The sequence below is a fragment of the Altericroceibacterium endophyticum genome, assembly GCF_009827595.1.
GTDB classification, from domain to species: domain Bacteria; phylum Pseudomonadota; class Alphaproteobacteria; order Sphingomonadales; family Sphingomonadaceae; genus Altericroceibacterium; species Altericroceibacterium endophyticum.
The window spans coordinates 451,907-476,120 of the sequence record NZ_WTYT01000001.1; the positions used below are offsets into that span (position 1 = coordinate 451,907).

The window sequence follows — 24,214 nt, forward strand, 5'->3', positions numbered from 1 at the left end:
GGGCCGAAAGGTGACCGTCCGCTTTTGGGTGGCTAGAGGCACGAAGCTGCCAAATCGCGTTGGCATATGCGCGACCGAGAATACCATGGTTGATTAGTTTACACTTCGCCGATGGACGAAGGTTGTGGACCATAGCCAGCCAGCATTGATTTCACATGTAGGTCGCGTTGCGGGAAGGGTATCGAAATGCTCTCCTCTCCGAAACGTCGCGCGATCTCGAAGCTCAGGTCCGAGGCGGTGGGCGGCGACATCTGCCAGCGAATGTCCCCGAGCGATCGCTTGACGCGCACCTTTGAGGCGGCACATGATGCGATGGCGATGCGGGGGAGACCATGCTGCTGCACAAAGGTCCGGCTGAAATGCTCGCGCGAGACCCCCGCCGCGCATGCCAGCGCCTGTATTGGAAGGGAGTCATTTTCGGGGCCGGTACCTTGCGTGCCAGGCCGCTCTGATCCGGCCAGCGAGGATTCTGACAAGGCCAGTGATTGCACCAATGGCCGAAGCCTCGCGGCAGGAAGGCAGTGAGGATAGGAGCCCAGGTCAAGGGGCGCATAGACATTCAGGCAGCGCCCTTCGGCGCTTGCGCTATCGGTAAAGCGATGCGGCAGACCGGCAGGAAGGTAGAGGCATTCGCCCGCGGTCACCTCAACGATCCCGAAGCGGGTTTCCGCCCGGCGCTTCCCACTCTGAACCAGACAGAGCTGGGCATTCTCGTGAAAATGGTGGCGCAAATCCGGCAGAGCATTGCCTGCACATGAAGCCAGTTCGATCGCTCCGACCCGCCGGTCATTCCACATCACAGACGTACTCAGTTGGCTTGGCCGCGTGACACAGTCGCGCCAACACCGTCAATCCCCAGCACGATGCCGCCGAGGATCAGCACCATTCCGATGATGACAGTGCCTCGCCCAATAGTAGGGCGGCGAGACCGGCGCCGAACAAAGGCATCAGTGTAATCATCGGGCCTGCGGGTGCCGCTCCGAGATTTTTCACAGCCGCGTTGTAGAGCACATAGGCAAAGAGCGACGGGATGCCTGCGCTGCCTGCCATTTCCGTGGCGGAGAGCGGCGCCATCGCTGCCGCGCCGATAGCAAATGTCCCCGTCAGGAAACTGGCCGGGTGGCAATCGGGTCGAAGGCGCAACAGCGCTGTGTAAAGCGCCCAGCAGACCACCCCGCACAGCACGAGGAAATCTCCGAAATTGAGTGTCAGCCGCACCATTGCCGCAAGATTGCCGCGCCAGACGATGACCGCCACGCCCAGCATGGAGAGGGTCACGCCGACGATCTGCAAAGCCGACGCCCGGTCACCGACAAAGAGGCGATTGAACAGGAGGACGAGCGCCGGGATCGCCGCCTGAAGCAAAAGCCCGTTGCTGGCGGTGGTGAATTGCAGGCTCGAATAAATAATCGAATTGAACGCGGCCACGCCCGTGAGACCAAGCAGCAGGACCGCCTTCCAGTGCGACAGGAGCATTTGCCAATCGGTGCGCAAATGCCGCCATGCAAAAGGCAGAAGGATCGCAAGCGCACCGCTCCACCGGACCAGCGCCAGGGTGAATGGCGGAATGACACCGCTCATTGCGCGCCCGACAATGAAACTGCCTGACCAGAACAGGATCACGATCCAGAGCGTGGCGTAAGACCAGAGAGCCGTACCACTCGCCGGGGCTCGATTCATGTGCATCGCTAGCCCCGCATTTCAGACCAGACCGCGCGCGGCGCTGCCCCCGGCACTCGTCAGCATGGCAGCGATATCGCGAAGCGCCTGTTCGAGAGCATCGCGCGAGCGCAGGCCGCCAAGGCACAGACGAACCCCAGAGGGTGCAGTCTCATCGACAATCGGCCCGTCCGGCGGCGTCAGCGCGATGGAGGCGCGCAAGGCGCGGGCGCTCAGCCGTTCGGCATCGAGCATGGGCATCGGCATCCATACGTGGAGGCTGCGCCCCGCCCCCGGCACTGCCATCGCCTTGCTGAGGATCGACGACGCCAACTGCGTCCTCGCCTCGCTTTCGGTAATTACATCATCGGCGATCCTGTCGGCCGTTCCGTCCTGTTCCCACTGGCTGAAGACAAGACCGCCCAGCGATGGCGGGCTGTAGCCAAAGGCGCGAATGCCCAGCAGCAGTCGGTCGCGCACATACTCATCATCGGGCGGCAATAGGAAACCGAGCCGCAAGCCGGGCGCGACCGCCTTGGAAACGCCCGCGACCATCAACGTCCGTTCCGGCGCGAGATCCGCAAAGCAGTCCGGCGCACCGGCGTCGGCGAAGACGCGATAGGCATCGTCCTCGACGATCATCAGATCATGGGCGCGCGCGACGTCGATGATGTCAGCGCGGCGCGCGGCATCGAGGGTGATCGTAGTCGGGTTTTGCAAGGTCGGGATTATGACCAGCACCTTGGCGCCAGTCTCCCGGGCACAGCGGGAGAACGCTTCGGGATCGATGCCGCGTTCATCCATGGCAACGCCCTGCAGGCGATAACCCCCATGGTCAGCCAAGGTCCGGATGCCGGGATACGTCGCGGCTTCGCACAGGATCGTATCGCCGGGCCGCGCCAGCGCCGCGAAGGCGAGAGCAAGGCCATGCTGCCCACCATTGCACTGGATAACCCGATCCGCCGTCGCGCGCGTCACGCCATGACGGCGCTTCAGCCAGGATGCCCCGGCCTCGCGCATCGAGACCAAGCCTTCGGGCGGCGCATAGTTCACCGCTACGCCAAGATCCGCGCGCTGGCGCACGCGAGACAGCCCCTCCCCGATCCAGCGCTCGGCAGGATCGAGCGGCGGCACATTATGCGCCATGTCGAGCGGGCCGGTGTCATGTGGCGCGGCATGCGGCCTTGCCCGGTCGGCGACGAAAGAACCCCGGCCTACATGGCTGGAAATAAACCCACGCCGCTCCGCCTCGACATAGGCCCGGCTGACCGTGCCGACACTCAGGGACAGGCGGTGCGCCAGATCGCGCTGCGGTGGCAAACGATCGCCGGGCACAAGGCGGCCATCGCGCACATCGCCCTCCAGCGCGGTCACGAGACGCTCGTACACCGGCGCACTGCCCTTTGAGATATCCGGTTGCCAGTCTTTCATCGCCATTCCTACATTATATTGAGCTGGTTCAATATCACATTTGACTCATAGTTCAATGATGGCCATCCAGCGCAGCAGGAGAACATCATGGATACGAGTCTGCTTGCCCCGCTTGCGCTGTACAGTTTCGTCTGCACGGCCACGCCCGGCCCCAACAATATCATGCTTGCCTCTTCTGGGCTGGTTTTCGGATTCCGCCGGACCATCCCGCACATCTTCGGGATTAGTTTCGGCTGCGCGCTTATGCTGGTGCTCAGCGGGCTGGGTCTGGGGGCGCTGTTCGAAGCATGGCCAGTTCTGCGCTGGGCGGTACGGATTTTCGGTGCCGTCTATCTCGGATGGCTCGCCGTGAAGCTGTGGCAATCAGAAGGCATCGAACGCCGCGAGGGCGCACATCCGCTGACCTTCTTTCAGGCAGCTTCCTTCCAGTTCGTCAATCCCAAGGCCTGGGCGATTACCATGCCTGCCATCGCCAGCTTTACCGTGCCCGGCCGACCGCTCGCCCTGCAGCTCGGCGTTATCGTCGCAGCCTTTGTGCTGGTCGGCCTGCCTTCCATCGCAACCTGGGCGGCGATGGGCGCTGGGGCCCGCGAACTGCTCGAAAGCCGCAAGGGCATGATCGTCTTCGTGCGCGTGATGGCGGTTCTGACCGGGCTTACAGCCCTGCTATTTCTGATCTGAAGGACAACGCAATGAACCGGGAAGAAATGGAGATGTTCGCGGCGAACTGGATCGCCAACTGGAACGCGCGCAATCTCGACGCCATTCTGGCGCATTTTGCTGAGGATGCACGCTTCATCACCCCATTGGCCGCGGAACTGACGGGTTCATCGATCATCGGGGGCAAGGCCAGTTTGCGCGCCTATTGGTCAAGGGCGCTGGAGGCTTCGTCTGAACTGCATTTTACCCTGATCGCTGCCGTCTGCGATATCGAACGCCAGGTGCTCGGCGTCCACTATGTGGCCCGGCGTAACGGTAAGGCCAGGCGGGCGCTCGAAACGATGCGCTTCGTGGACGACCGACAGGTCGAAGGCGAGAGCTTCTACAGCGCGCAGGAAACGTCGCCTGGTAACTGATCCCAAATCTCCGTCACAACAGCGGTGAGCAAGAGGATAGAAATGCAGGTTATCCGCGCCCGCGACTTCACCGGCAGATCAGCATGGGACGCACTGTCGATTGAGCGGATCGACGACGCGACGGTGCGGCTGCACTGGACCGACCAGCCCAACCGCTGGCACATCAACGATGGCCCGGAAGTCTTCGCTGTCCTCGACGGGCGTGTCGACATGCATGTCCGGACCGCTGGCGACGAACAGGTTCTGCATCTTGAAACAGGCGACATCTTCCACGCCTAGCCAGGCGACGAACATGTCGCCCGCCCCCTTGGCGAAGCGCGCATTCTGGTGATCGAGCAGGCCAGAAGCGATTGAGACGACGGATCAGGCGGACGCAGCCGCCTCGACCAAAAAAGGCGCAATGACAGCCATCGCCCGTTCGACGTCCATGTCCTTTCCGCCGACCGGCGCGACATAGTGGATCGCTTCGCGCGCCTGTTCCACCGAACCACCGCGCGCGATCATCCAGGCCGCGAGATAATGCGAGGCTAGGCAGCCGCCCGCTGTCGCGACATTGCCATGCGCCACGAACGGCGCGTCGATCACGTTCACGCCTGCCTCGATGACCCATGGCTTTGTCGTCAGGTCGGTGCAGGCAGGCAGATCGCCAATCAGCCCGAGCTTCGCCAGCAGCAGCGTGCCTGAGCACTGTGCACCGATCAGCTGGCGGTCGGGGTGGAGCCTAAGCTGCGCCAGCAGCGCGTCATCGCGAGCCACGTCGCGCGTGCGGATACCGCTGCCGATCAGAACGGCGTCTGCTTCTGCGGCGAATTCAAGCGGACGCTGACAGCGGATCGTGACGCCATTCAGCGATGCCACTTCGTCCGCAGGCGACGTGATCCAGGCATTCCAGCCCAGCAGCCTGAGGCGATTGAGGATCGTCGACGCGATGAACGAATCCAGTTCGTTGCCCCCGTCGAAAGTCAGAACGGCTATCTGCATATCTCTCTCGATATGAAAATGGCGCTATCGCTGCGCCGGATGGAAGGCGATGCGTAGACCCAGCGCGATGAGCACGCCGCCGGTCAGGCCATCGAGCCAGCGCGCTACAGCCCCTCGCGCAAACCAGTGCCGCAGCGGACGGCTGCCAAGAATCAGAAGCGCGAACCAGACCATGCTGAGCGCGGCATGAAGCGCCGCCAGCAACAGCCTGAAGCCCAGCACCGATGCTCCCGCCGGAATGAACTGCGGCAGGAAGCTCACATAGAAGACACCCATCTTGGGATTGAGCAGATTGGTGAGCAGGCTCTTCATGAACCAGTTGCCCGATCGTGATGAAGCAGATGGCAATGCCGGACTTGCTGCATCGGAGGGAGCACCCGATTTGAGTGCCGCACGAACCATGCCCAGCCCCAGCCATAGCAAATAGGCTGCGCCTGCATATTGCAGGATCGTGTTAAGCGTGCCTGACAGCGCGAGCAGCGCGCCAAGCCCCAGCGCCACCACCAGTCACGCCCGCGACCACGCCTGCCGCCGCTGCGAGAGCCTGACGCGCCCCCTCAACGGCGAGCGTGCGCAGGACCAGTGCCATGTCGAGCCCGGGCGCGATGACGAGAAGCCCGGCGGCCAGCGTGAACCCGGCAAGCGCAGTCCAGATGGTCATGCCCCTTCCCTTCTATTTCAGCGCGGAAGGACTTGAGGATATCCCGGCCCTCTGGCCAACCGCCCAGATTGCTGATCGCGTTGATATGGCCGAGCGGACCCAACGCGATCAGCCGCGAGCCCCACTGCCCGGCGCGCCGTTCGCTGTAATCGACCGTCGCGTAAGGATCGTTCTCGCTGGCGACAATCAGGCTGGGAAACCGCAGGGGGCTGCTCCAGAACTTGCGCGAAAGACCGCGCTTCATCCGGAAACGCCTGTCCGCACGGGTCGGGCACGGCGACCAGCAGGCAGGCAAGGCTATGCGCGACCAGAATGGGCGAGCTGTCCAAGGACTTCACCGCCCGATCCAGCGCCTCGCACCAGTCGGCAAGTTCCGGTCGGTCCCAATCGGACGGTGCGAAGCGGGTCATGTCGGGATCGGTCCGCTCCCAATGGCTTTGCCAATGGTCCGGTCCCGAACCGCCTATGCCGGGAAGCAACAGGACCGGGAGTGTCATGCGCTGACCACTTCCATGCGCATGAGTGTCTGCTGGCCGGAAGCGCACAGCACCTCCTCTCCCTCGCGCATTGCATGGACCTTGAGATCGCAGACCGTCAGGGCGCGGCCGGCGCGCAGCACCTCGCTCGTGGCCCGCAGGCGTTCCCCCGTCGCCGGGCGGATAAGATTGAGCTTGTATTCAACCGTCAGGACATCATCGCCATCGCCGAAGACCGAGTAGGCGGCATAGCCGCCCGCGACGTCGGCAATCGCACCAACCACGCCGCCATGAAGGAAGCCGTTCTGCTGGCAAAGATCAGCCCGGAACGGCAGATCGAGAACCACGCCAGCCATGGCAAGGTGGATCACCTCGGCCCCGATCAGCCCCATGAAGCTCTGACGCGAGAAGCTCTCGCGAACGCGTTCGAGCAGAAGCGGGTCATTGGCCCCGGTCACGATTGTGCCCTCCGGGCGCCACCATAATCGAGAGCGCCGAGGCGTTGCGTCTCAGCCGTCTGGAACAGTTTGGGATCGGCCAGATAATCGCGCACCATGTCCAGCGTATCGAAGCCCCAGAACAGGTCCTCTCCGATCGCGAGAGTGGGAACGCCAAACACGCCGCGCGCTATCGCTGTCTCGGTGTTGGCTCGGGGCCCGTCCTTTACGTCCGCGCTTGCGATCCTGGCCTTTCGCAAAAACCGCCTCGAACACGGTATCTACAGCGTCCGTGCGGGCGTCGAGCGCAATCAGCAGCCGCAGGGCCTCGACCGCACTAAACGGAGCGTATCGGGAAAGCGCAGCGCGATACCGTTCCTGTCAGCAAGCCATTGGCACATGCGATAGGTCTGCGCCCGTTAGGGCGGCACTTCCACCGGACCGATCGGGCCCCATTGATTGAGCAGCGCCCCCAGCAACACCGGGACCGGGCGTATCTCCAGTCCGAAATCGTCTTCACGCAGGCGCTTCCACATCACGAAGGCGAAGGGCGAGACGGGATCGAAATTGAAATCGGCCAGGGTCTTCCTGCTCATCTGGTTGCTCCTTGGGCATCGTCATTGTATCATATTGTGAGTCCATCAAATCAAATATTGTATTGGTTCAATCATGGCCGTCATCACATCCCCCGTTCTTCATCTCGATGCCTTGGAGCTGCAGGCGCAGGCGCACGGCGATATCTATCAAGCGCGTACAGCTTCCTTCGCGTCGTCGCTGGGTGCGCGCATGCTGGGCGGAAAGCTGGTCGTGGTGCCGCCGGGTAAGCGGGCGTGGCCCTTCCACGGCCATCACGCAAATGAGGAACTGTTCGTGATCCTTTCCGGCAGCGGTCGCCTGCGTTACGCCGATGGCGACCATGCTTTGCGGGCGGGCGATGTCGCGCTGTGCCCGGCCAGCGGTGCAGCGAGTGCTCATCAGATAATCAATATCGGCGATACGGACCTGCACTATCTCGCCATCAGCACGATGAACGAACCCGACGTGATCGACTATCCAGACAGCGGCAAGTTCGCGGTCATGGCAGGCGCCGCACCCGGCGGCGACAAGGCGAGCCGCTCGGTGGACCATGTCGGGCGCTATGCCGATGCGGTAGGCTACTGGGACGACGAGACATGACCGGGCGGCTCTCAACCGCCTCCGACGAGTGCATCGCCACGCCGCCCGCCCTGCTCTTGCCACCGGGTAAGCTGGTTGATCCCGGCAGCCCCGAATGGGCAGCGTTTGCGCGGAGTTGGAATGATCTGCCGCGCGACACATGGATGGCCGACGGCGGCACCTATCGCCGCAGACGCTATGCCGCCTTTGAGGTGGCAGGCGGGAAATGCGAGCGTTTGCCGCATCGCCCGCATTACCAAGAGCGCGATCACAATCCATTGAATGGCGGCATCGAACGCTGGTTCGCGCCGATGGCCGAAGCTCGAACCGGATCGCCGCTGTTCCAGGCGCTGGTGCTGGGCACCTCCGCTCTTATTGCGGATCCGCCCCCGCAAGGTCCGAACTCGTGGACGGTGGAAGCGCATCAATTTCGCATCGAAGCACTGTCGGGACAGTCCGGCCTCCCAACGCCGGAGGGCATGCATCATGACGGGCGCGACTGGGTGCTGATCCTGCTCGTCGGCTGCAGCGATTACGCGGGAGGTGAAAGCCGCGTCGAAGAGGATTCCGGCGCGTGTATTCTCGAACATCGGCTAACCTGTCCCGGCGAAGCCTTGCTCCTGAATGACCGGGATGTCCGTCACGGTACGACGCCCATCGAGTCGGCGAAGCTGGGCGCCCCGGCATGGCGGGACACGCTGGTCCTCACCTTCGCGCAAGCGCGGGAAAGTTGAGGGGCGGGATGGATCGCTTCTTTATCGTGACCGGCGGACCCGGATCAGGCAAAAGCACGCTCCTTGCGGCGCTGGCCGAACAAGGCTTGCCGCATTTGCCCGAGGCCAGACGAGCGGTGATCCGCGACGAGGTGGCCGCCGGCGGAACCGCTCTACCATGGGATGACCGCGACGCCTTTGCCGAACGGATGCTTACGCATGACCTAAACTCCTATGAAGAAGCACAGACGAAAGACGGCATCCTGTTATTCGATCGAGGCATTCCTGACATCATCGGCTACCGCACATTATGCGGGCTGGGCATACCCGCCGACCTCACACGCGCGGCGGAGAGCAACCGGTACAATCGGCATGTCTTCATCGCGCCGCCCTGGGCCCAGATCTACGCCCAGGATACCGAGCGCAAGCAGGACTGGGACGAGGCGGTGGCGACCCATTACATCATGGGTCGCGTCTATCAGGAACTGGGATACATTCTTGTTCCCCTTCCCCTCGTTTCGCCCGATGAGCGCGCAACTTTCGTGCAGCACTGGATTGCGAAGCTGAAGACGTGATGACAGCTAATCCCAAGCGCGAACCTTTCGGCCAGAATACCGAGCATGGATCGTCGGTGGAAACGGCCCGGTTTCTCGGGCTGTCTCTATTACAGAAAGGCGATTGGGATGAGAAAACGCAGATGAGAAAATTCCAGGGTTACTCGTAACGGCCAAGGCATTTTCAGGATGAAGTCGGCGCTTGCGTCGTTAGACGAACAGCAAGACCGAAGTGAGCAAATGGCCGAAGACGGCCAACAACCATCAATCGAACTACTTGATTTTTCGAACCCCATTGGGACGAACAGCCTGTCGGTCGAAAGGCATCTGTCCCAAAGCGATCTTCATGTCGTACGAGGCTTTCTGGCCCCAGCAGATAGCGTTCTGCTGGGCGCTACGCAGCCATCCGTCGTCGTTCATAAGGCGGAGCCTTTCGACATGGAATGGTGTCCGCCGGGAAGCGATCGTCTTCAAACCCGGCGCGTGGAATTTGGCGATGTTCATATCAATCCAGGGAACACGCCATTTTTTCAAAGATGGCGCGAACGACCGTTCATTCTTCGAATGGCGCTGGAGCCCTCATTGATCGACAGGATCGGTGAGGAGACATTCGGGAGGAACAGCTCCAGTCTGGAGACGCTAGTCGCAATTCGAGATGAACGCCTCCTCACTGCAGCCCGGGCCTCACGCGATGAAATCCGCGAGACTGCCGATGGAAGCAAGCTTGTGACAGAGCATCTTGGTGTTTTGATCGCTGTCCATCTCTATCGCTCGGATTGAACGAAGGGAATAGGTATCGAGGTGGCCGAACTGCTACCGGTCATTGTCAGGTCCGCAGATGAGCGATCTTGAGGATTTCGGCAGCCCGGTCGATTTCCTGCTCGTCCAAGCCAGCATAACCGAGGCGGAAAGCCGCAGGTGCCAGCCCATCGATGCTATGGTTTGCTGCAGGCGTCAGGGACAACCCGAGTTCGCTTGCGGCTTTTCTCCAACGCTCGGGATCGGTGCTGTCGACAATCCGCGCCCATAACGCCAGGCCGCCGAGCGGAATATCGAAGGTTAGCGCCTCTGGTAAAGTGTCGCGGAGCCGGGCCGCCAAATAATCTCTGCGCGCATGATAGATGCGCCGTGCCCTGCGCGCATGACGGGCGAGTTCGCCATCTTCGATCATCAAGGCCACGGCTTCCTCCAGCGGACCGTCACCCTGCCGGTCGATCGCTTCCCGGATCCCGGCCATGCGCGCCACCAGATCGGGCGGAGCGACGACATAGCCCAGCCGGATTCCAGGAGCGAGCAGCTTGGAAAGCGATCCGATGTAGACGGTTTCGCCCGCGGCCCGAGCCGCGATCGGCAGGATGGGGGCTCCTTCAAACCGGTAATCATGGTCATAATCATCTTCGAGGATAGTCAGCCGTGCCGTGCGGGCGAGGTCTATCAGGCGGAGGCGCCGTGCGGCGCCCATGGTGACGGTGGTGGGATATTGATGGTGCGGCGTGACATAAACAGCCCGGATCGACGGATCACGTGCCAGTGCGATTTCGAGCCCGTCGATGGACATGCCACCCTCGTCCACGTCGATCGGAACGACGCGCACACCAGAGGCCCTGAACGCAGTGACAGCGAGCGGGTAGCCTGGGTTCTCGACGGCAATCGCCATGCCCGGTTCTGCAATGGCTTGTGCGGCAAGAAACAAAGCCATCTGGCTGCCCCGCGTCACCATCAGATCGTGCGACGCGAAAGAGAGGCCACGCTGGGCGGCAAGATGTGTCCTTAAAGCATGGCGAAGCGCGCTCGTCCCGCGCGCATCATCATAGCCGAGCGACGACAGTGCCTTCTTACGGATCAGCCCGCGTCGGAACGCCCGGGCCAGCGCCGCCGTCGGCAGCAAGCGCGGGTCGGCGGCGCCATCGCTGAAGGACAGGAGTGCTTTTTTGCGCTCACTTCGGCCCCGCTCTCACTGAGCTGCGGGTTCGCCTTGGCACCAGCAGACGTGCCCAACCCAATGTCAGGCAGATTGCGCGCAACGAAAGTTCAGCGCGAAGGCTCCGCCACCAGCCACGCTTGCGCCACGGCCTCCTGATACCCGGCATCCACTGTGTTGCGGTTTAGGCCAAGCACCTTCGCCAGCGCTCTTGTTCCTGGCAGGCGCGCGCCTGGCTTCAGTCTCCCGGCTTCAATCGCAGTGATCAGGGCATCGACAACCTTGAGATAAGGTGGCCGCATAGAATGGGGATCAAGTTCGATGGTCAGGTTGCGCATGATCCGGCCTAATTAATATTCCAAAACTGGATCATCTTAATAGGCCGGTTTACGCCTATGGCCAGCCCGACTTTCAGGGAGCGCAGCAATGCTGAAAACCGCAGTAGCCATCCGGCATGTACCGTTCGAGAATCTCGGTACCTTTGAACAACCGCTCGTCGAGGCGGGGTATAAGCTGCACTATTACGATATTGGCGTGGACGAGCTCCGGACGCTGGAGCCGGTGAAGACTGATCTTGTCATCGTGCTTGGCGGGCCGGTCGCGGTGTATGACACGGGCAACTATCCCTTCCTTGTCGACGAGATCGCACTGCTGACGGACAGACTGGCGGAGAACCGGCCCACGCTCGGCATATGTCTTGGCGCGCAGCTCATGGCAGCGGCACTCGGCGCGCGCGTAATGCCCGGCGAGGAGAAAGAAATAGGCTTCGCGCCGCTCACTTTGAGCGAGGCCGGGGCGCAGGGTCCCCTCGCCCAGCTGGCCGATGTTCCAGTGCTCCACTGGCATGGCGACATGTTTGCCATGCCCAAGGGAGCCGACCGACTGGCCGAAACACCGGCCTGTAGCAATCAGGCCTTTGCGCTTGGTTCCAATATCCTCGGCCTGCAATTTCATCCGGAAGCGAATTGCGCGCGGATCGAACGCTGGCTGATCGGCCATGCCTGCGAACTCGCGGCAGCGGGGCTGGACCTCAGCGTCCTTCGTGCAGATGCGGCGCGCTACGGAGCTGCGCTCCGCGATGCGGGCCAGCAGATGTTTTCCCAATGGCTAAAGGAGTTGCGGCCATGACTTTTGAATCCCCTACCCTTCTCCTTACGCCATCGTCCGGCATCGCTTCCCGGTTGGGCGGTGAGGCGGTGCCGGATGACATCGCCAGTGCCGATCCGGACCTGTTTAGCATTATCGAGGACGAACGGCTGCGCCAGCAAGATTGCATCGAGCTGATCGCCAGCGAGAATTTCGCCAGCCGCGCAGTGCGAATGGCGCAAGGCTCGATCTTCACCAACAAATATGCCGAGGGCTATCCGGGGCGACGTTATTATGGCGGCTGCGGCCCATCCGATGCGGTGGAGCAGCTGGCAATAGACCGTCTGCGGCATCTGTTCGGTGCAAACTGGGCCAATGTGCAGCCGCATAGCGGCGCAAGCGCCAACCTCGCCGTGTCCTTCGCGCTGCTCAAGCCGGGCGACACCATTCTTGGCCTCGACCTTGCCTGCGGGGGGCATCTCACCCACGGCGCAAAGGTCACAATTTCAGGCCGCTGGTTCAACGCGGTCAGCTACAAGGTAAGGCGCGAGGATGAGCGGATCGATCTGGATGATCTCGCCCGCGTCGCGCGGGAAACCCGCCCTCGCCTCATCATCGCGGGCGGATCAGCCTATCCGCGACGGATCGACTTTGCTGCGATCCGTGCCATTGCCGATGAAGTGGGTGCCTATCTAATGGCCGATGTTGCGCATTATGCCGGCCTCATCGTTGGAGGCACATACCCGAACCCGGTGCCCCATGCCCATGTCGTCACCTCGACCACGCACAAGACACTGCGCGGCCCGCGCGGTGGCATAATATTAAGTAACGATCTCGAGCTCGGCAGGAAGATCGACAAGGCGGTGTTTCCCGGCACGCAGGGCGGCCCGCTGATGCAGGTGATTGCCGCCAAGGCCGTTGCCTTTGGCGAAGCCGGAACTGCTGCGTTCGAAAACTATGCGCAGCGCGTTTGCGATAACGCCCGCATCCTGGGCGATGTTCTGGCCGATAGCGGATTGCGTCTCGTCACTGGCGGAACGGACAGCCATTTGCAGCTCGTCGATCTGCGCCCGTTCGGCATCGATGGGCAAAGCGCCGCCGACCTGCTCGAAAGCGCCGGGCTGACCATCAACAAGAATACGATCCCGTTCGACACGCAGCCCCCGTCTGCCCCCTCGGGCATCCGGCTGGGCTCGCCAGCAGGCACCACCCGCGGATTTGGAGAAGCGGAATACACGCTGATCGGGCAGATGATTCTCACCCTGCTCGATGCTGCCTGCAAGGATCGGACGCCGGATAGCGCAGTGCTTGACAAGGTGCGGCGACAAGTGCGCGATCTCACCGCTGCCTTCCCGCTGGAACCTTAGGAGGCACGACGATGAGCGTGGAGATCGCCGAAAACCTTGCGCGCGTTCGTTCCCGGATTGAGGCGGCCTGTGTTCGCGCGGGCCGCGATCCGGGCTCCGTGCGTTTGTTGCCAGTTACCAAGACCCTGCCGCCAGAACGCGTGCGCGAAGCCTATGCCGCAGGGCTCGATTGCTTCGGCGAGAATAAGGTGCAGGAAGCTCGCGGCAAGTCCGAAGCGCTGGCCGATCTGCCCGTGCGGTGGAGTGTGATCGGCCATTTGCAGACCAACAAGGTCAAATATCTCACCCGCTTCGCCAAGGAGTTTCAGGCGCTCGACAGCCTGCGTGTTGCCGAAGCGCTGGACCGACGGCTGCAGGCGGCAGGGCAAAGCCTCGATGTGTTCGTTCAGGTCAACACCTCACGTGAGGAAAGCAAGTTCGGCTTGCCCCCAGAAGAGGTTATCGCTTTTGCGAAAGCGCTGCCAGCCTTCACCGCCCTGCGTGTGCGCGGCCTGATGACGCTGGCTATCTTCTCCGAAGATGACATCCGCGTCCGCCAGTGCTTTCGCGATCTGCGGGCTATTCAGCAGCGCCTATTGCAAGACGGTGATGCTGCCCAAGACTGGCACGGCCTTTCGATGGGTATGTCTGGCGATTATGAAATCGCCGTCGAGGAAAGTGCAACGGTCGTGCGGGTAGGACAGGCAATCTTCGGCCCCCGCCCCTTTCCGAATGCGTATTATTGGCCGGGTGCACAATGACAGTCGGCGGATTCCCACGAACTAACCGCGATCTTTCTCCGGGCGGCCCTTGCCGCGAGAGTCGCATTCAGACGGTGATCATTGAGTTCTGAGCTTTACCCCCTCCGCCCAGAGCGTGCGCCCTCCATATTCCGGTCCTCTGGCGTGCCTCCCGCGTTAACACCCGCCGGCCTCATCTGTGAAGAGGGAGCGCTTCGCCCAGTCGGAGCACCCGAGCCAGAAACGGGCACGTAAGGTGCTGCACCACCGCCACCATCGATGCCGATCCAATTGCGCGAAGAGTAGCTTTCGCCTGAGATGATCTCTGGGGTGATAAACATCAGCAGCTCGCTGCGCGATTGGTCGAAACCCGTTGTGCCACCCAGCGCAGAGGTCACGCGCGAACGAGCCAGGCCGGGCAGGCCGTCATTTTCGCTTGCTCCCTTGAACGACGAGATACCGCCGATCAAAGCTGTTTCTCCATCTCTCAGAATGAGTGAGGTCTGCACCTCGCGGTTCGACAATTGAGGGGCGCTTGAGCCGCTCGGACTGCTTATCATCTTGACCAGATTGGATGTCGTGAGCGTCAGGTCGAGATGCAGCTTCTCATCCTGCGCCAAACGTCCCGTCGCCTCGATCATGATACCGGCATTTACGTAAGTGACCTGCTCGGAAATAAATCCGGACGATGTTGCCGTCGCCGTGATCACAGGCAGTCGGCTGCCCACATCGATACGGCCTTTAATTCCCGATCGTAGCCTCAGCGTGGGCCGTTCAAGAATATTCAGCTTGTACTTCTTCTCTCTCGCAGCTGCGGAAAAGGAACCGTCGGTTACCACTGCACGAACAACATCTTCGATAGACTGGTTCAGCAGGTTGGCCATGTTCACAGAGCCGGTCGTGTTATTATTAACGATGATCCCGCTGTTGCCCAAAATATCAGGCGTTTCCCCGTTTACGGGGTTAAATATATATTGGCGATATGTCGGGTCAGCGAGGTTGAAATCGACCCTTTGAGGAACGCGAGCACCAATTTCCTGAATGAGGCTTTCCTCTATTTCGACCACTTCGACATTGAGCTGAACCTCCGAGGGTGGCGTGTCGACGGTCGACATATATTCAATCGCGCGCAAATACTCACCAATGGACCCTCGAAACCAGATGGTAGAGCTGTCTTCGTCAACGCCAGCAAGATTCTGCGCAAAGCCGACCGCACGCAGGCCAGCGATGATGGTCGCTGTAGGCCGATATTCGGACCTTAGCGTGAACACACGTTGCCCATTGTCCAAACTGTAGGGAATGTCAGGGCCGACGAACATGAATAGTCCGAAGGGTCCCATAACGGTGTTTACGGGCGTCGTTTCTGCGATGGATTTCAGAACATCCAGGGCGCTCATATCGTCATTTTCGAGCGTTATGGGTGGATGCTGACGAATGACGCTGAAAGCGGAATCATGAACTGCTACCGGGATACGCAGCTCTTGCCGCAAATGATCAAGAACAGCCGTCACACTAACCGGAGCCATATTACCTGCGGGAATGCCTGACCTCGACCGATCACTTGCCTTGTATAATGCGGCAGAGCCAAGATTTCCCGATGGCTCCGCCATCAGCTCCTTGAGCGGCGTGGAAAGAATCTCGTAGTAATTACGATATGGCGTGAGATTATCGTTCGTAAAATCATCCAAAGCGGAAGAAGAAGGGAAACGAAAGCCTCGCGCATACAGCATGCGACGATCGAACATGCGATTGATCACACGTGCAGACCGGGACGTCGGAGCCAAACCATTGAGCACGTACTGAGTCTGCTGGATGGTATCGAGCTGCTCGGCTACCTTCAGAAGCCCGATATGCTGCGGCGCGATGCGAAGACCCTCTCGCACAAACGGAATAGCTTCCGATTGTCTGCCGTCCGATAGAAGGGAGTTTACCTTCAGGTAAATCAATCGGGCAGAAGCCGATTTGAGGTAGTGATAATCGACGTAGTCATCGAAGTCTCCCGACCTCTCGGCTTTATCCTTGGCCTTCTCAACCAATGTGGCAAGAGCTTGATTATTGCCGTCCATCGAGACTTCCGTCGCTTTTTTCAGCTTCTCGTCACGGTCCGTCAACATGTCGTGCGGCGTCATACAGGCAGACAATGTGCCAAGGCTACAGAATGCCAACAACAGCGTTAAAGGTCGCATATTTCTTTTCCATTCTGAGGAGATCATTGCACCAGCTCCCAGGGGCCATCTGATGCGCCCGGGGTGTCACCCTGGGTCCACCATTTGTTTTGCCACTGCTGGCCATCGTAGATCACGATCGTTCCAGCCTGATCGTAGACTTTCGAAGAGTTCCAGTTCTGAGGGGCGCCTTCGTCCGAGACGATAGCCTGCCAAACATCCGAGTTCCCGGGCTCATCACCCTGGGTCCACCACTTGTTTTCCCACTGCTGGCCATTGTAGATCACGATCGTTCCGGCCTGATCGTAGACTATCGAAGGGTTCCAGTTCTGGGGGCCGCCTCCGTCCGAGACGACGGCCTGCCAAACATCCGAGTTCCCCGGCTCGTCACCCTGGGTCCACCACTTGTTTTCCCACAATGCTCCGTTGTGCCGCACGGTTATCCCCGCACGATCGAAGATGACTGCATTATGCCATGTCAGGGGTTCGGTCGTTTCCGAACTGACGAGCTTCCAGGCTGATGATGCGCCAGGGACATCGGCACGGCTGTCCTGAAGGTTGCTCCAGATACGGCCTTCATGGCGGACCTGCACATCCAACATGACATAGTGGGTCAGCGCGTTCCAGATCAGGGGTTCAGTCGTCGTCGCTGAAATCAGAGCCCACGCTGCCCCGGTACCGGGTTCTTCACCCTGAGTGGCGTTTTCTGCGCGCCAATGACGGCTTTCGAAATCGACTTCGCTCCCCACCGGGTAGCTTCTCGACGCGTCCCATGGTGCATTCTGATCTTCACCAGCCGAAACTAGCTCCCAGGCACCGGTGGCTCCGCCCGGAATGTCCTTACCTTCTGCCCACCATTTGTTCCTCCACAGGACATCATCGTAGATGACGACGGTTCCCGGTGTGTCATACACCATTTGCGGATGCCAATTCAGCGGCTCATCCACCATCGAGCGTACAAGACGCCACGCGGCAGATTCACCAGGTATTTCGCCTCGCGTCCAATACGCATTGGCCCAGATACGGCCTTCATATTCCACTTGTGTTCCGGGGGTTTCATACGCCATTTGCGGATGCCAGTTCAGCGGTTCATCCCCCGGAGAGCTGATCAGACGCCACGCAGCAGATTCACCGGGCACATCGCCCCGTGTCCAATAGGCATTGGCCCAGATATGGCCTTCATATTCCACTTCTGTTCCAGGAGTGTCATAGACATAACCCGGCTGCCAGGTGGGGCGCCAAGCGGACTCTCCGTCTTCGGACTCCACCCACACCCACGCATCTGTGACGCCGGGCTCATCGCCAACTGTCCACCATCTGTTGGCCCAAATCTGTCCGGAATAGCGAACTTTGGTTCCGGCCTGATCGTACACCTTCGTGGCAACCCATTCGTCGTCTGAACCGGGCTGTTCCGAGCCGCCGCCAGTTTCAGAATCCGGCTCATCTGCGGTCACCTGGCTCCATACATCCGCAGTGCCCGGTTCCTCGCCCTGGGTCCAAGCGCTGTTGGACCAGACCTTTCCTTCGTGCGAAACGTATGTACCGACGGTGCTATAGACGGTCTCGCTGTTCCAGGGCTCCACCGCACTTGGATCGCGAGCGCCATATTCCTTCCAGACAGGGGCGTATCCGGGCTCCTCGCCTTGCGTCCAGCCCGTGCTCTGCCACATGCGACCGTCGTGCATCACGATCGTACCGGGCAGGTCGTATATGCGTGTCGGATCCCAGTCAGCAACCGCACCTGCACGATCGGCTTCGGGCTCAACCCAGACAGCGGCATATCCAGGTTCTTCGCCTTGCGTCCAGGCAGTGTTGCGCCAGGTGCGCCCGAGATGGCGAACAACCAAACCGATTTCGCTGTAAGTCTTGAGCTCGTCCCAGTTTTCAACGCCCGTGCTGTCGCGGCCTGTGGCTTTCCAGACAGCCGCGCGACCGGGTTCTTCGCCTTGTGTCCAAGCTGAATTTTCCCAGGTGAGACCATTGTGCTTCACCCGCAGACTAGGCTCTTCATAAATTGTCTGGCTGTTCCAGTCGGGCGTTGCATCGGAAGCATCGATATTCAGCGCCACCCAGGCAGATCCCTCGCCGGGACGCTCTCCTTGAGTCCACGCAATATTGCGCCAGCGCTTTCCCTGATAGGATACCACCTGCCCGATAGTGGAATAGACTTGGGTTGCATTCCAGGCATCGCGAGCCAGCGGCTCATCGCTTTCAGCAGGGGGCGTCGTACCGTCATCACTCATGACTGAAGGCGCCTCGGGGACATCTGATTTTGCAGTGATCCCGCCTTCGGCGCGGTCCGCGGGTATCGTATAGCCTAAGCCAGGAACATAGCCCTCCAGAGGGTAGTCACCGAGATCAAGCCAGTAAGTCGGATTGTCAGCCGGCGCCTTGTCCTTCGAAGGCTTTATCGCCCGATACCGACGTCCTTCGTAGATGACGACGGAACCGTAGCGATAATAGAACTGTTTGCTCCAGCCGGGAATGATCGATTGCGCCTCTGCAGGACTCGACAAGCCAGCTACCAAAGCAAAAGCCAGCATATTGATAGGAAGTTTTCGGCTCATATTGCCCTCCTTGTGTCGCAGTCGGTGACGGAGCGTTGATGAGGCATGAATTGGTTAGTAGCGGCTGAAACTCAGCAGCCTGTCTGGGGCAGCCGAAGGATGCTGGGGGCAGGCAGACTGTCGCCTGCCTGCCCCCAGCATCTTCTTACTGCACTTCTTCCCAAACGGCGGCCACACCGGGCTCTTCACCCTGCGTCCACCACTTGCTCTTCCACTGCTTGCCATTGTGCGTCACAATGGTGCCCGCGCTGGCATAGGCACGGCCGGACTGCCACGCCTGAGGTCCAGTCGCCGCGGCCGAGGATGACGCCATTTCTTCCCAGACGGGCGAGTTGCCGGGCTCTTCACCCTGCGTCCACCACTTGTTCTTCCAGGTCGAACCGTTGTGCGAGACTATGGTGTCGGCTGCGGAATAGGCCGTGGTTGGCGACCATGCCGAGGTCGAAGACGGCGCGGCACTGTCAGTGGGCTGTGTGGCTCCACCCTGGGCAGCACTGTTGGCTGGCGCTGAGGTCGCGCCCCCGGACACCTTCTCCCAAACCTGAGAAGCACCCGGCTCTTCGCCCTGAGTCCACCACTTGTTCGCCCAGATTGCGCCGTTGTACGAGACTTGCGTCCCATTCGTGGCATAGACGGCGCTGCTGCTCCAGCCTGCAACCCCGTCAACCGAGGCGCCAGTGGTTGGCGATGGCTGCGTGACCACTTCGGCAGGCTGCGTCGCCGGGTCTGTCGTTGCAGGGGGCGACGTTTCAACCGGCGTCTCGGTTGCAGGAGCGGTTGGAGCGGGAGTGGGAGTAGGCGTTGTCGGCTGAGACACCACAGCATTGCTCGTGTCGCTACCGCTATTCGCGGCGCTCGCGCTTGCAGCGCCTCCGCTCAGAACTGTATACTCTGAGGCACTCCCCAGCTTTGTCCAGTTCGCCTGCTCCCATGATTCACCCATGCTAGGGCAATTCGAGACCCAGCCTTTAGCCTCGTAAACAGAGCCGTCTTTGGAAAAGACCATGCCAGGCTTTATCGTGAGGCCTGATGCCATGTCGCACGCCGGAGCGTAGACATATGGCTTGTTCTTAGGCTGAACCGAAGTGACATTATGTCCGTAAGCCTGGTGAACAGCTTCGAGCAGCATGCCGTTGTCGTCATCGACCGTCCATGCGAACACCCCGCGCATATTATACTTCTTGGCCAGTTCAACACTGGCTTCGATGCCCTTGGGAGGGGTGAAGCTGATCACCTGTGTCTTGGCAGGATTCCAAAGCAGGCCAGCGCCATATTCAGGATAATAGTGTGCTGACCAGCCGTTGATGCCTTTGCCTTCAGGTCCGATATAGTTCGTATAAAGGTCGAAATAGGAAAAGCTGCCATCTTCGATCGTGCCGCCTGGGCCAGCCCCTTTCGAGGGTGCTCCGACTAGAGAAGCAGCATCGGATGCCACCACGTTGCCATGCGAGCGGCCATAGAACGCAAGTCCCATTGCCACCTTGGAGAAGTCTGTGATGCCATGTTCATCACGAAGAAGTTTCAGCACATATTCGACGCCCAGCGGCGATTTACCGTCATTGATCGCAGCATTGAAACCAACGGCATTGTCCCATGACCCGCTAAAGTCATAGCTCATGAGACCAAGACGGTCGATATACGGCAGCATTTGAGCGATTTTTGCGCTCAACCCAAAATTGTCGAGCTTGTCAGGGCCGACGCCGATCGCCGTGGTGAGTTCGTAGCTGCGCTGGTTCTTTTCACCCAGCGCATCGAGAGCTTCGCGAAGCTCTTTGACCAGCGCGACATAATTGCTGCCGTCAACCGAGGCATCACCCACACCAGCATCCGCACCGAGGCCACCAGGGAATTCCCAGTCGATATCGACCCCGTCAACGAAGCCCATAACCGGATCATCCAACCAGGCGACCACCGAGTCTATGAACTTCTTGCGCTTCTGGGGCGACTTGGTCATTTCGAAGAACGGACGGGAATAGCTCCAGCCGCCAAGCGACCAGACTACCTTCAAGTCAGGATTGCGGTTCTTCCACGCAATCATGCCTTGAATTTCACCCTCATAGGCGTTGCCATTGCTATCGGTGTAACCCCGATCCCAATAGGCCCAATTGTCATCCACGAACGATACTTCACCGTTCGAAAGAGACGCCGAACCACCACGATTGAGCAGTGATTGGGAGAGATAGTAGGCACCGTTGCTGTTGTCTCTGCCGAGATCCTGGCAGCTCGACTTCAGGCCGGCGCCGTTGGAATAGGCGGCCGGGTTTTCCCCGCAGATGCCGCCAAAGGCCACATAGACATGCGTAAGACGCTCAACAGGAACCTGATGCGGCGCATAATCACGACCGCCATAGACGCCCCAACTCGCATAATAAGCGCCAACTTCGCGATTTTCTGGAACGTCATAGTGACGATTCTTGTAGTATGTCGTGCGCGCCTTGTTGGTGGCGACGCCATCGGCGACAGGCGCTTCAGGGGCCATCGTCCCGACACCATCCTCTACCACTGTCTGCGCTGAGGCTACAGACATCAGGGAGGAACTGGCCATCATGAGTGACAGCATGCCAGCTGCGGCCGTGAAGCATTTTCCAGTTTTTTTATTCATAACATTCACCCTGTTCAATTACTCTTTGACCGAAGAGAATTTGGAGAATCTCGAGTTATCCTTGCAGCCAGTGTCACGGCTCCACAAAATTGGAGAACCCTTCTCGCTTTTTTCACTCTAATTGTATAAATTAATTGTGAAATCATTCCTTAGAGTTAAATACTTAGTCGACACTCTCCGGAAATTTTGAAGTAATGCCAATTAAGTGTCTAAATACTAACTCCATGAAAAACGCGCGGATACTAAGACCCTCCACATAGAGCACGCGAACATAAACATTAACCATTCAAGCAACTGAATTCCCTGTATTCATGTCGTCACCAGTGGCCGTCGATTACCGCGTTTTGCAGACATTTTCGGCGATGGAGATGAATGGCTGGGGCGGGAGAATCGGGAGCGGCGACGGCCAGCTCGATCCGGCAAAAAGGCTGGCCCGAGCCCGTCGAAACGGATCGGTTTATTTGAGCGGTTCTTCTTGATGGCCACAGGCCGCTGAAGTCAGTCAGCCGCTCTTCCATCAGGCGGCGCCTTAAGGAGCGCGCATGCTGGTGTGTTCGTCGTCAGCTTTTTATGAGCAGACGCTTCTCCAATGTCAGATCAGCCAGGCATTACTTCAGATCACAACCTGCATCTTCAGCAGAGTGAGGCCTTTGGCATTGCTCACCTCTTGGCAATCCGCAGCACATTCATGACGTTGAAGACGAAAAGAGAACCGATTGAGCATAGACGACATCCTCCACAGAGGTGGATCTCACGCCCTCATAGGAAATTAAGGATTTGAAATTTGGCGGATATTTGGCGCGCGCAAGCTGCGCCATCGAAAGGCCTAATGTCGGCGCCAAGCTTGATATCTGGCTCGTCGCCGCTAGGAAGCTCCCCTATCCATCGCTGCAACCAATCCTCGGCTATTCGCCGAAAAAGAGATTTTCCTGATGTCGTCCGAACCCGATGCGCCGATCGCGCCCCCGCTTGTTGACCTGCCGATATCCACGGCTGACAGCGGGTTTTACGACGGCTTCAGTCGGGAGGTGACAATCCCGGCAAAAATCATCGTCACTCTGCTGATCATCTGGGCGATTTTCTTTCCCGTAAATGCGGCAGACACGCTCGCCGAGGTAAACAGTTCAATCATCCGAGAATTTGCCGGATGGTACATCTATCTCGTGGCCGCCATCATGGTAACATGTCTTGCGCTTGCCATCGTCCCGATGAGCGGCAAGCTGAAAATCGGGCTCGAGGATGAGGAACCCGAATTCTCGCGACTCTCATGGTTTTCCATGCTGTTCGGCGCTGGCATCGGGATCGGCATGCTTACTTATGCCGTGGGCGAGCCGCTGGCGCATTTTTCCAACAATCCGGCGATCATCGATGGCAGTGTCGCGGCGCGTTCGGCCGATGCGGTGCCTTCCGCCTATCTCTACACCTTTTTGCATTGGGGCATTGCCGCTTGGGCAACCTACGCGCTGGTTGGCCTCGCGATCGGCTACGTTGCCTATCGACGCGGCCTGCCACTGACGATCCGTTCTGCATTGGCGCCGATTTTCGGCAAGGCGATGTCCGGTGTTGCCGGTCATTTCGTCGACATCGTCGCCGTTGTCGCCACGCTTCTGGGCATCGCGGTGACGATGGGCCTCGGCGTTGAGCAATTCATTGCGGGGTTGGCGAGGCTCGGGGCTTCGGACTGGCTGCTCGACAGCGACGGAAGCGCATCCGCTTTGGCCATCATTGTCTCGCTCGTTTTGCTCGTCGGCGCCTCCACGCTCAGCGCGCTTTCCGGGGTTGGCAAGGGCATCAAATGGCTGTCGAATATCAATCTGGTCCTCTCTTTCGCATTGCTGGCCCTGTTTCTGTTCGTGGGCTCCGGTCTTTTTGGTCTCGACCTGCTCGTGCGTTCTATCTGGAATTACGTCGTCGAAATCGTGCCGACCTCGATTACCCATTTCACGCCAGACGGCAGCGCGATCGGCGATGCCCTATCGCAATGGCAACTCGACTGGACCATCTTCTACTGGGCCTGGTGGGTCGCATTCGCTCCCTTTGTCGGCATGTTCGTGGCCCGCGTTTCGCGCGGTCGAACGATCCGCGAATATGTGCTGGGCGTAATCATCGCGCCTTCTCTGCTCTGTTTCGTCTGGATGGCGCTTGCCGGAGGCACTGCGATTCAGCTGGAATTGAACGGCGCGGCGCAGGGGCAGATTCTCGCTGCCTCGATTTCCGATCAGCTCTTCGCCACTCTTTCGGTGATGCTCGGGCCGATCGCCATGATAGTGGTAACGGGATTTGTTGTAATCCTGCTGATAACCTACCTCATCACATCGGCGGACAGCGCGATCCTTATCGTCAATACGATCAATGGAGCGGGAGAGAGCGAAGGCCGCAGGCGGCGGCATATCATCTTCTGGGGCGTAGCACTGGCGCTGATCGTGGGCAGCATGCTCATCCTTGGCGGGATTGATGCAATCAGGGTTACGATGATAATCGGTGCGCTTCCATTCTCCTTCGTCACTGCACTCATGCTGGTATCGATCATCAAGGCGGTGGTGTTCGATCTTATTCGCATGCACCACGGCATTGCCGCGACGACGGACGATATAGACGCCTAGCTGGATACGCATGGCCAATCACAAGCGATGACAGCCTATGA

Annotated in this window: 25 protein-coding genes and 1 pseudogene; 11 read left to right on the top strand and 15 right to left on the bottom strand. The window is 59.8% G+C overall.

The annotated features are described in order from the left end of the window. Positions 1 to 98: 98 nt before the first annotated feature. The 3 genes from GRI91_RS02195 to GRI91_RS02205 all read right to left on the bottom strand — a co-directional run bounded on the left by GRI91_RS02195 (position 99) and on the right by GRI91_RS02205 (position 3,090). A complete protein-coding gene (locus GRI91_RS02195; protein ID WP_237437642.1) occupies positions 99 to 797 on the bottom strand; it encodes a cupin domain-containing protein in 699 nt (232 codons plus the stop codon). Between the two features lie 79 nt (positions 798 to 876). After that, a complete protein-coding gene (locus GRI91_RS02200; protein WP_237437597.1) occupies positions 877 to 1,680 on the bottom strand; it encodes a DMT family transporter in 804 nt (267 codons plus the stop codon). Between the two features lie 21 nt (positions 1,681 to 1,701). Continuing rightward, positions 1,702 to 3,090 carry an aminotransferase-like domain-containing protein gene (locus GRI91_RS02205; protein WP_160734986.1) on the bottom strand — a complete coding sequence of 463 codons (1,389 nt, stop codon included), beginning with the start codon at positions 3,088 to 3,090 and terminating at the stop codon, positions 1,702 to 1,704. Positions 3,091 to 3,177: 87 nt separating this feature from the next. Between GRI91_RS02205 and GRI91_RS02210 the strand changes: the two genes are divergently transcribed. From GRI91_RS02210 to GRI91_RS02220, 3 genes are read left to right on the top strand one after another with little or no spacing between them, the layout of a single operon-like run. After that, positions 3,178 to 3,771 (top strand): LysE family translocator, encoded by a 594-nt coding sequence (locus GRI91_RS02210; RefSeq protein ID WP_160734987.1) that lies wholly within the window; start codon positions 3,178 to 3,180, stop codon positions 3,769 to 3,771. 11 nt (positions 3,772 to 3,782) lie between these two features. Further along, the gene (locus GRI91_RS02215) at positions 3,783 to 4,166 is read left to right on the top strand and encodes a nuclear transport factor 2 family protein (RefSeq protein WP_160734988.1); all 384 of its coding nucleotides are present in this window, start codon (positions 3,783 to 3,785) and stop codon (positions 4,164 to 4,166) included. Positions 4,167 to 4,208: 42 nt separating this feature from the next. Continuing rightward, positions 4,209 to 4,445 carry a cupin gene (locus tag GRI91_RS02220; RefSeq protein ID WP_202385398.1) on the top strand — a complete coding sequence of 79 codons (237 nt, stop codon included), beginning with the start codon at positions 4,209 to 4,211 and terminating at the stop codon, positions 4,443 to 4,445. A gap of 84 nt (positions 4,446 to 4,529) precedes the next feature. Here the strand turns inward: GRI91_RS02220 and GRI91_RS02225 are convergent, their stop codons facing one another. The 7 genes and pseudogenes from GRI91_RS02225 to GRI91_RS02250 form a co-directional block, all read right to left on the bottom strand. Beyond that, complete coding sequence (locus GRI91_RS02225; RefSeq protein WP_160734989.1) at positions 4,530 to 5,147, bottom strand: DJ-1/PfpI family protein; 618 nt, start codon at positions 5,145 to 5,147, stop codon at positions 4,530 to 4,532. A 24-nt stretch (positions 5,148 to 5,171) separates the two neighbouring features. Further along, a complete protein-coding gene (locus GRI91_RS02230; protein WP_202385399.1) occupies positions 5,172 to 5,651 on the bottom strand; it encodes a LysE family transporter in 480 nt (159 codons plus the stop codon). Between the two features lie 53 nt (positions 5,652 to 5,704). After that, complete coding sequence (locus tag GRI91_RS16365; RefSeq protein ID WP_419866821.1) at positions 5,705 to 6,052, bottom strand: RBBP9/YdeN family alpha/beta hydrolase; 348 nt, start codon at positions 6,050 to 6,052, stop codon at positions 5,705 to 5,707. Positions 6,053 to 6,095: 43 nt separating this feature from the next. After that, positions 6,096 to 6,305 (bottom strand): annotated as a pseudogene (locus GRI91_RS16370) (RBBP9/YdeN family alpha/beta hydrolase); the annotation flags it as partial. Further along, on the bottom strand, positions 6,302 to 6,742 hold the full coding sequence (locus GRI91_RS02240) for a hotdog fold thioesterase (protein WP_202385402.1): 441 nt from the start codon (positions 6,740 to 6,742) through the stop codon (positions 6,302 to 6,304). The pseudogene GRI91_RS16370 and the gene GRI91_RS02240, both read right to left, overlap by 4 nt. After that, positions 6,739 to 6,981: a DsbA family protein gene (locus tag GRI91_RS02245; RefSeq protein WP_202385403.1), complete on the bottom strand. Its 243-nt coding sequence runs from the start codon at positions 6,979 to 6,981 to the stop codon at positions 6,739 to 6,741. Before GRI91_RS02245 ends, GRI91_RS02240 begins: the two co-directional genes overlap by 4 nt. Before the next feature lie 159 nt (positions 6,982 to 7,140). After that, complete coding sequence (locus tag GRI91_RS02250) at positions 7,141 to 7,317, bottom strand: thioredoxin domain-containing protein (RefSeq protein ID WP_160734990.1); 177 nt, start codon at positions 7,315 to 7,317, stop codon at positions 7,141 to 7,143. Between the two features lie 73 nt (positions 7,318 to 7,390). On the opposite strand from GRI91_RS02250, the gene GRI91_RS02255 reads away from it, so the two are divergent. The 4 genes from GRI91_RS02255 (at position 7,391) to GRI91_RS02270 (ending at position 9,923) form a co-directional block, all read left to right on the top strand. Then, a complete protein-coding gene (locus GRI91_RS02255; protein ID WP_160734991.1) occupies positions 7,391 to 7,897 on the top strand; it encodes a cupin domain-containing protein in 507 nt (168 codons plus the stop codon). Then, positions 7,894 to 8,610: a 2OG-Fe dioxygenase family protein gene (locus GRI91_RS02260; protein WP_160734992.1), complete on the top strand. Its 717-nt coding sequence runs from the start codon at positions 7,894 to 7,896 to the stop codon at positions 8,608 to 8,610. The genes GRI91_RS02255 and GRI91_RS02260 overlap by 4 nt, the downstream gene beginning before the upstream one ends. 8 nt (positions 8,611 to 8,618) lie before the next feature. Beyond that, on the top strand, positions 8,619 to 9,164 hold the full coding sequence (locus GRI91_RS02265; RefSeq protein ID WP_160734993.1) for an AAA family ATPase: 546 nt from the start codon (positions 8,619 to 8,621) through the stop codon (positions 9,162 to 9,164). Positions 9,165 to 9,332: 168 nt separating this feature from the next. Then, positions 9,333 to 9,923 carry a hypothetical protein gene (locus GRI91_RS02270; RefSeq protein ID WP_160734994.1) on the top strand — a complete coding sequence of 197 codons (591 nt, stop codon included), beginning with the start codon at positions 9,333 to 9,335 and terminating at the stop codon, positions 9,921 to 9,923. A gap of 46 nt (positions 9,924 to 9,969) precedes the next feature. Here GRI91_RS02270 and GRI91_RS02275 read toward each other — a convergent pair whose 3' ends face one another. Then, positions 9,970 to 11,031 (bottom strand): aminotransferase-like domain-containing protein, encoded by a 1,062-nt coding sequence (locus GRI91_RS02275; RefSeq protein WP_202385404.1) that lies wholly within the window; start codon positions 11,029 to 11,031, stop codon positions 9,970 to 9,972. Between the two features lie 143 nt (positions 11,032 to 11,174). Next, a complete protein-coding gene (locus tag GRI91_RS15835; RefSeq protein ID WP_202385405.1) occupies positions 11,175 to 11,402 on the bottom strand; it encodes a GntR family transcriptional regulator in 228 nt (75 codons plus the stop codon). An 88-nt stretch (positions 11,403 to 11,490) separates the two neighbouring features. On the opposite strand from GRI91_RS15835, the gene GRI91_RS02280 reads away from it, so the two are divergent. The 3 genes from GRI91_RS02280 to GRI91_RS02290 are packed head-to-tail and all read left to right on the top strand — an operon-like array spanning position 11,491 to position 14,257. Further along, complete coding sequence (locus GRI91_RS02280; RefSeq protein ID WP_237437598.1) at positions 11,491 to 12,192, top strand: glutamine amidotransferase; 702 nt, start codon at positions 11,491 to 11,493, stop codon at positions 12,190 to 12,192. Next, a complete protein-coding gene (glyA, locus tag GRI91_RS02285; protein ID WP_160734995.1) occupies positions 12,189 to 13,517 on the top strand; it encodes a serine hydroxymethyltransferase in 1,329 nt (442 codons plus the stop codon). Before GRI91_RS02280 ends, glyA begins: the two co-directional genes overlap by 4 nt. 11 nt (positions 13,518 to 13,528) lie before the next feature. Beyond that, positions 13,529 to 14,257 (top strand): YggS family pyridoxal phosphate-dependent enzyme, encoded by a 729-nt coding sequence (locus GRI91_RS02290; RefSeq protein WP_160734996.1) that lies wholly within the window; start codon positions 13,529 to 13,531, stop codon positions 14,255 to 14,257. 95 nt (positions 14,258 to 14,352) lie between these two features. On the opposite strand, the gene GRI91_RS02295 is transcribed toward GRI91_RS02290, so the two are convergent. The 3 genes from GRI91_RS02295 to GRI91_RS02305 all read right to left on the bottom strand — a co-directional run bounded on the left by GRI91_RS02295 (position 14,353) and on the right by GRI91_RS02305 (position 21,495). Beyond that, positions 14,353 to 16,449 carry a type II secretion system protein GspD gene (locus GRI91_RS02295; RefSeq protein WP_160734997.1) on the bottom strand — a complete coding sequence of 699 codons (2,097 nt, stop codon included), beginning with the start codon at positions 16,447 to 16,449 and terminating at the stop codon, positions 14,353 to 14,355. Beyond that, positions 16,446 to 18,968: a carbohydrate-binding protein gene (locus tag GRI91_RS02300; protein ID WP_160734998.1), complete on the bottom strand. Its 2,523-nt coding sequence runs from the start codon at positions 18,966 to 18,968 to the stop codon at positions 16,446 to 16,448. The genes GRI91_RS02295 and GRI91_RS02300 overlap by 4 nt, the downstream gene beginning before the upstream one ends. A gap of 145 nt (positions 18,969 to 19,113) precedes the next feature. Further along, complete coding sequence (locus tag GRI91_RS02305; protein WP_160734999.1) at positions 19,114 to 21,495, bottom strand: glycosyl hydrolase family 18 protein; 2,382 nt, start codon at positions 21,493 to 21,495, stop codon at positions 19,114 to 19,116. 1,007 nt (positions 21,496 to 22,502) lie between these two features. On the opposite strand from GRI91_RS02305, the gene GRI91_RS02310 reads away from it, so the two are divergent. Further along, positions 22,503 to 24,173, top strand: a complete 1,671-nt coding sequence (locus tag GRI91_RS02310) for a BCCT family transporter (protein ID WP_160735000.1) — start codon at positions 22,503 to 22,505, stop codon at positions 24,171 to 24,173. The last annotated feature ends 41 nt before the right edge of the window (positions 24,174 to 24,214 follow it).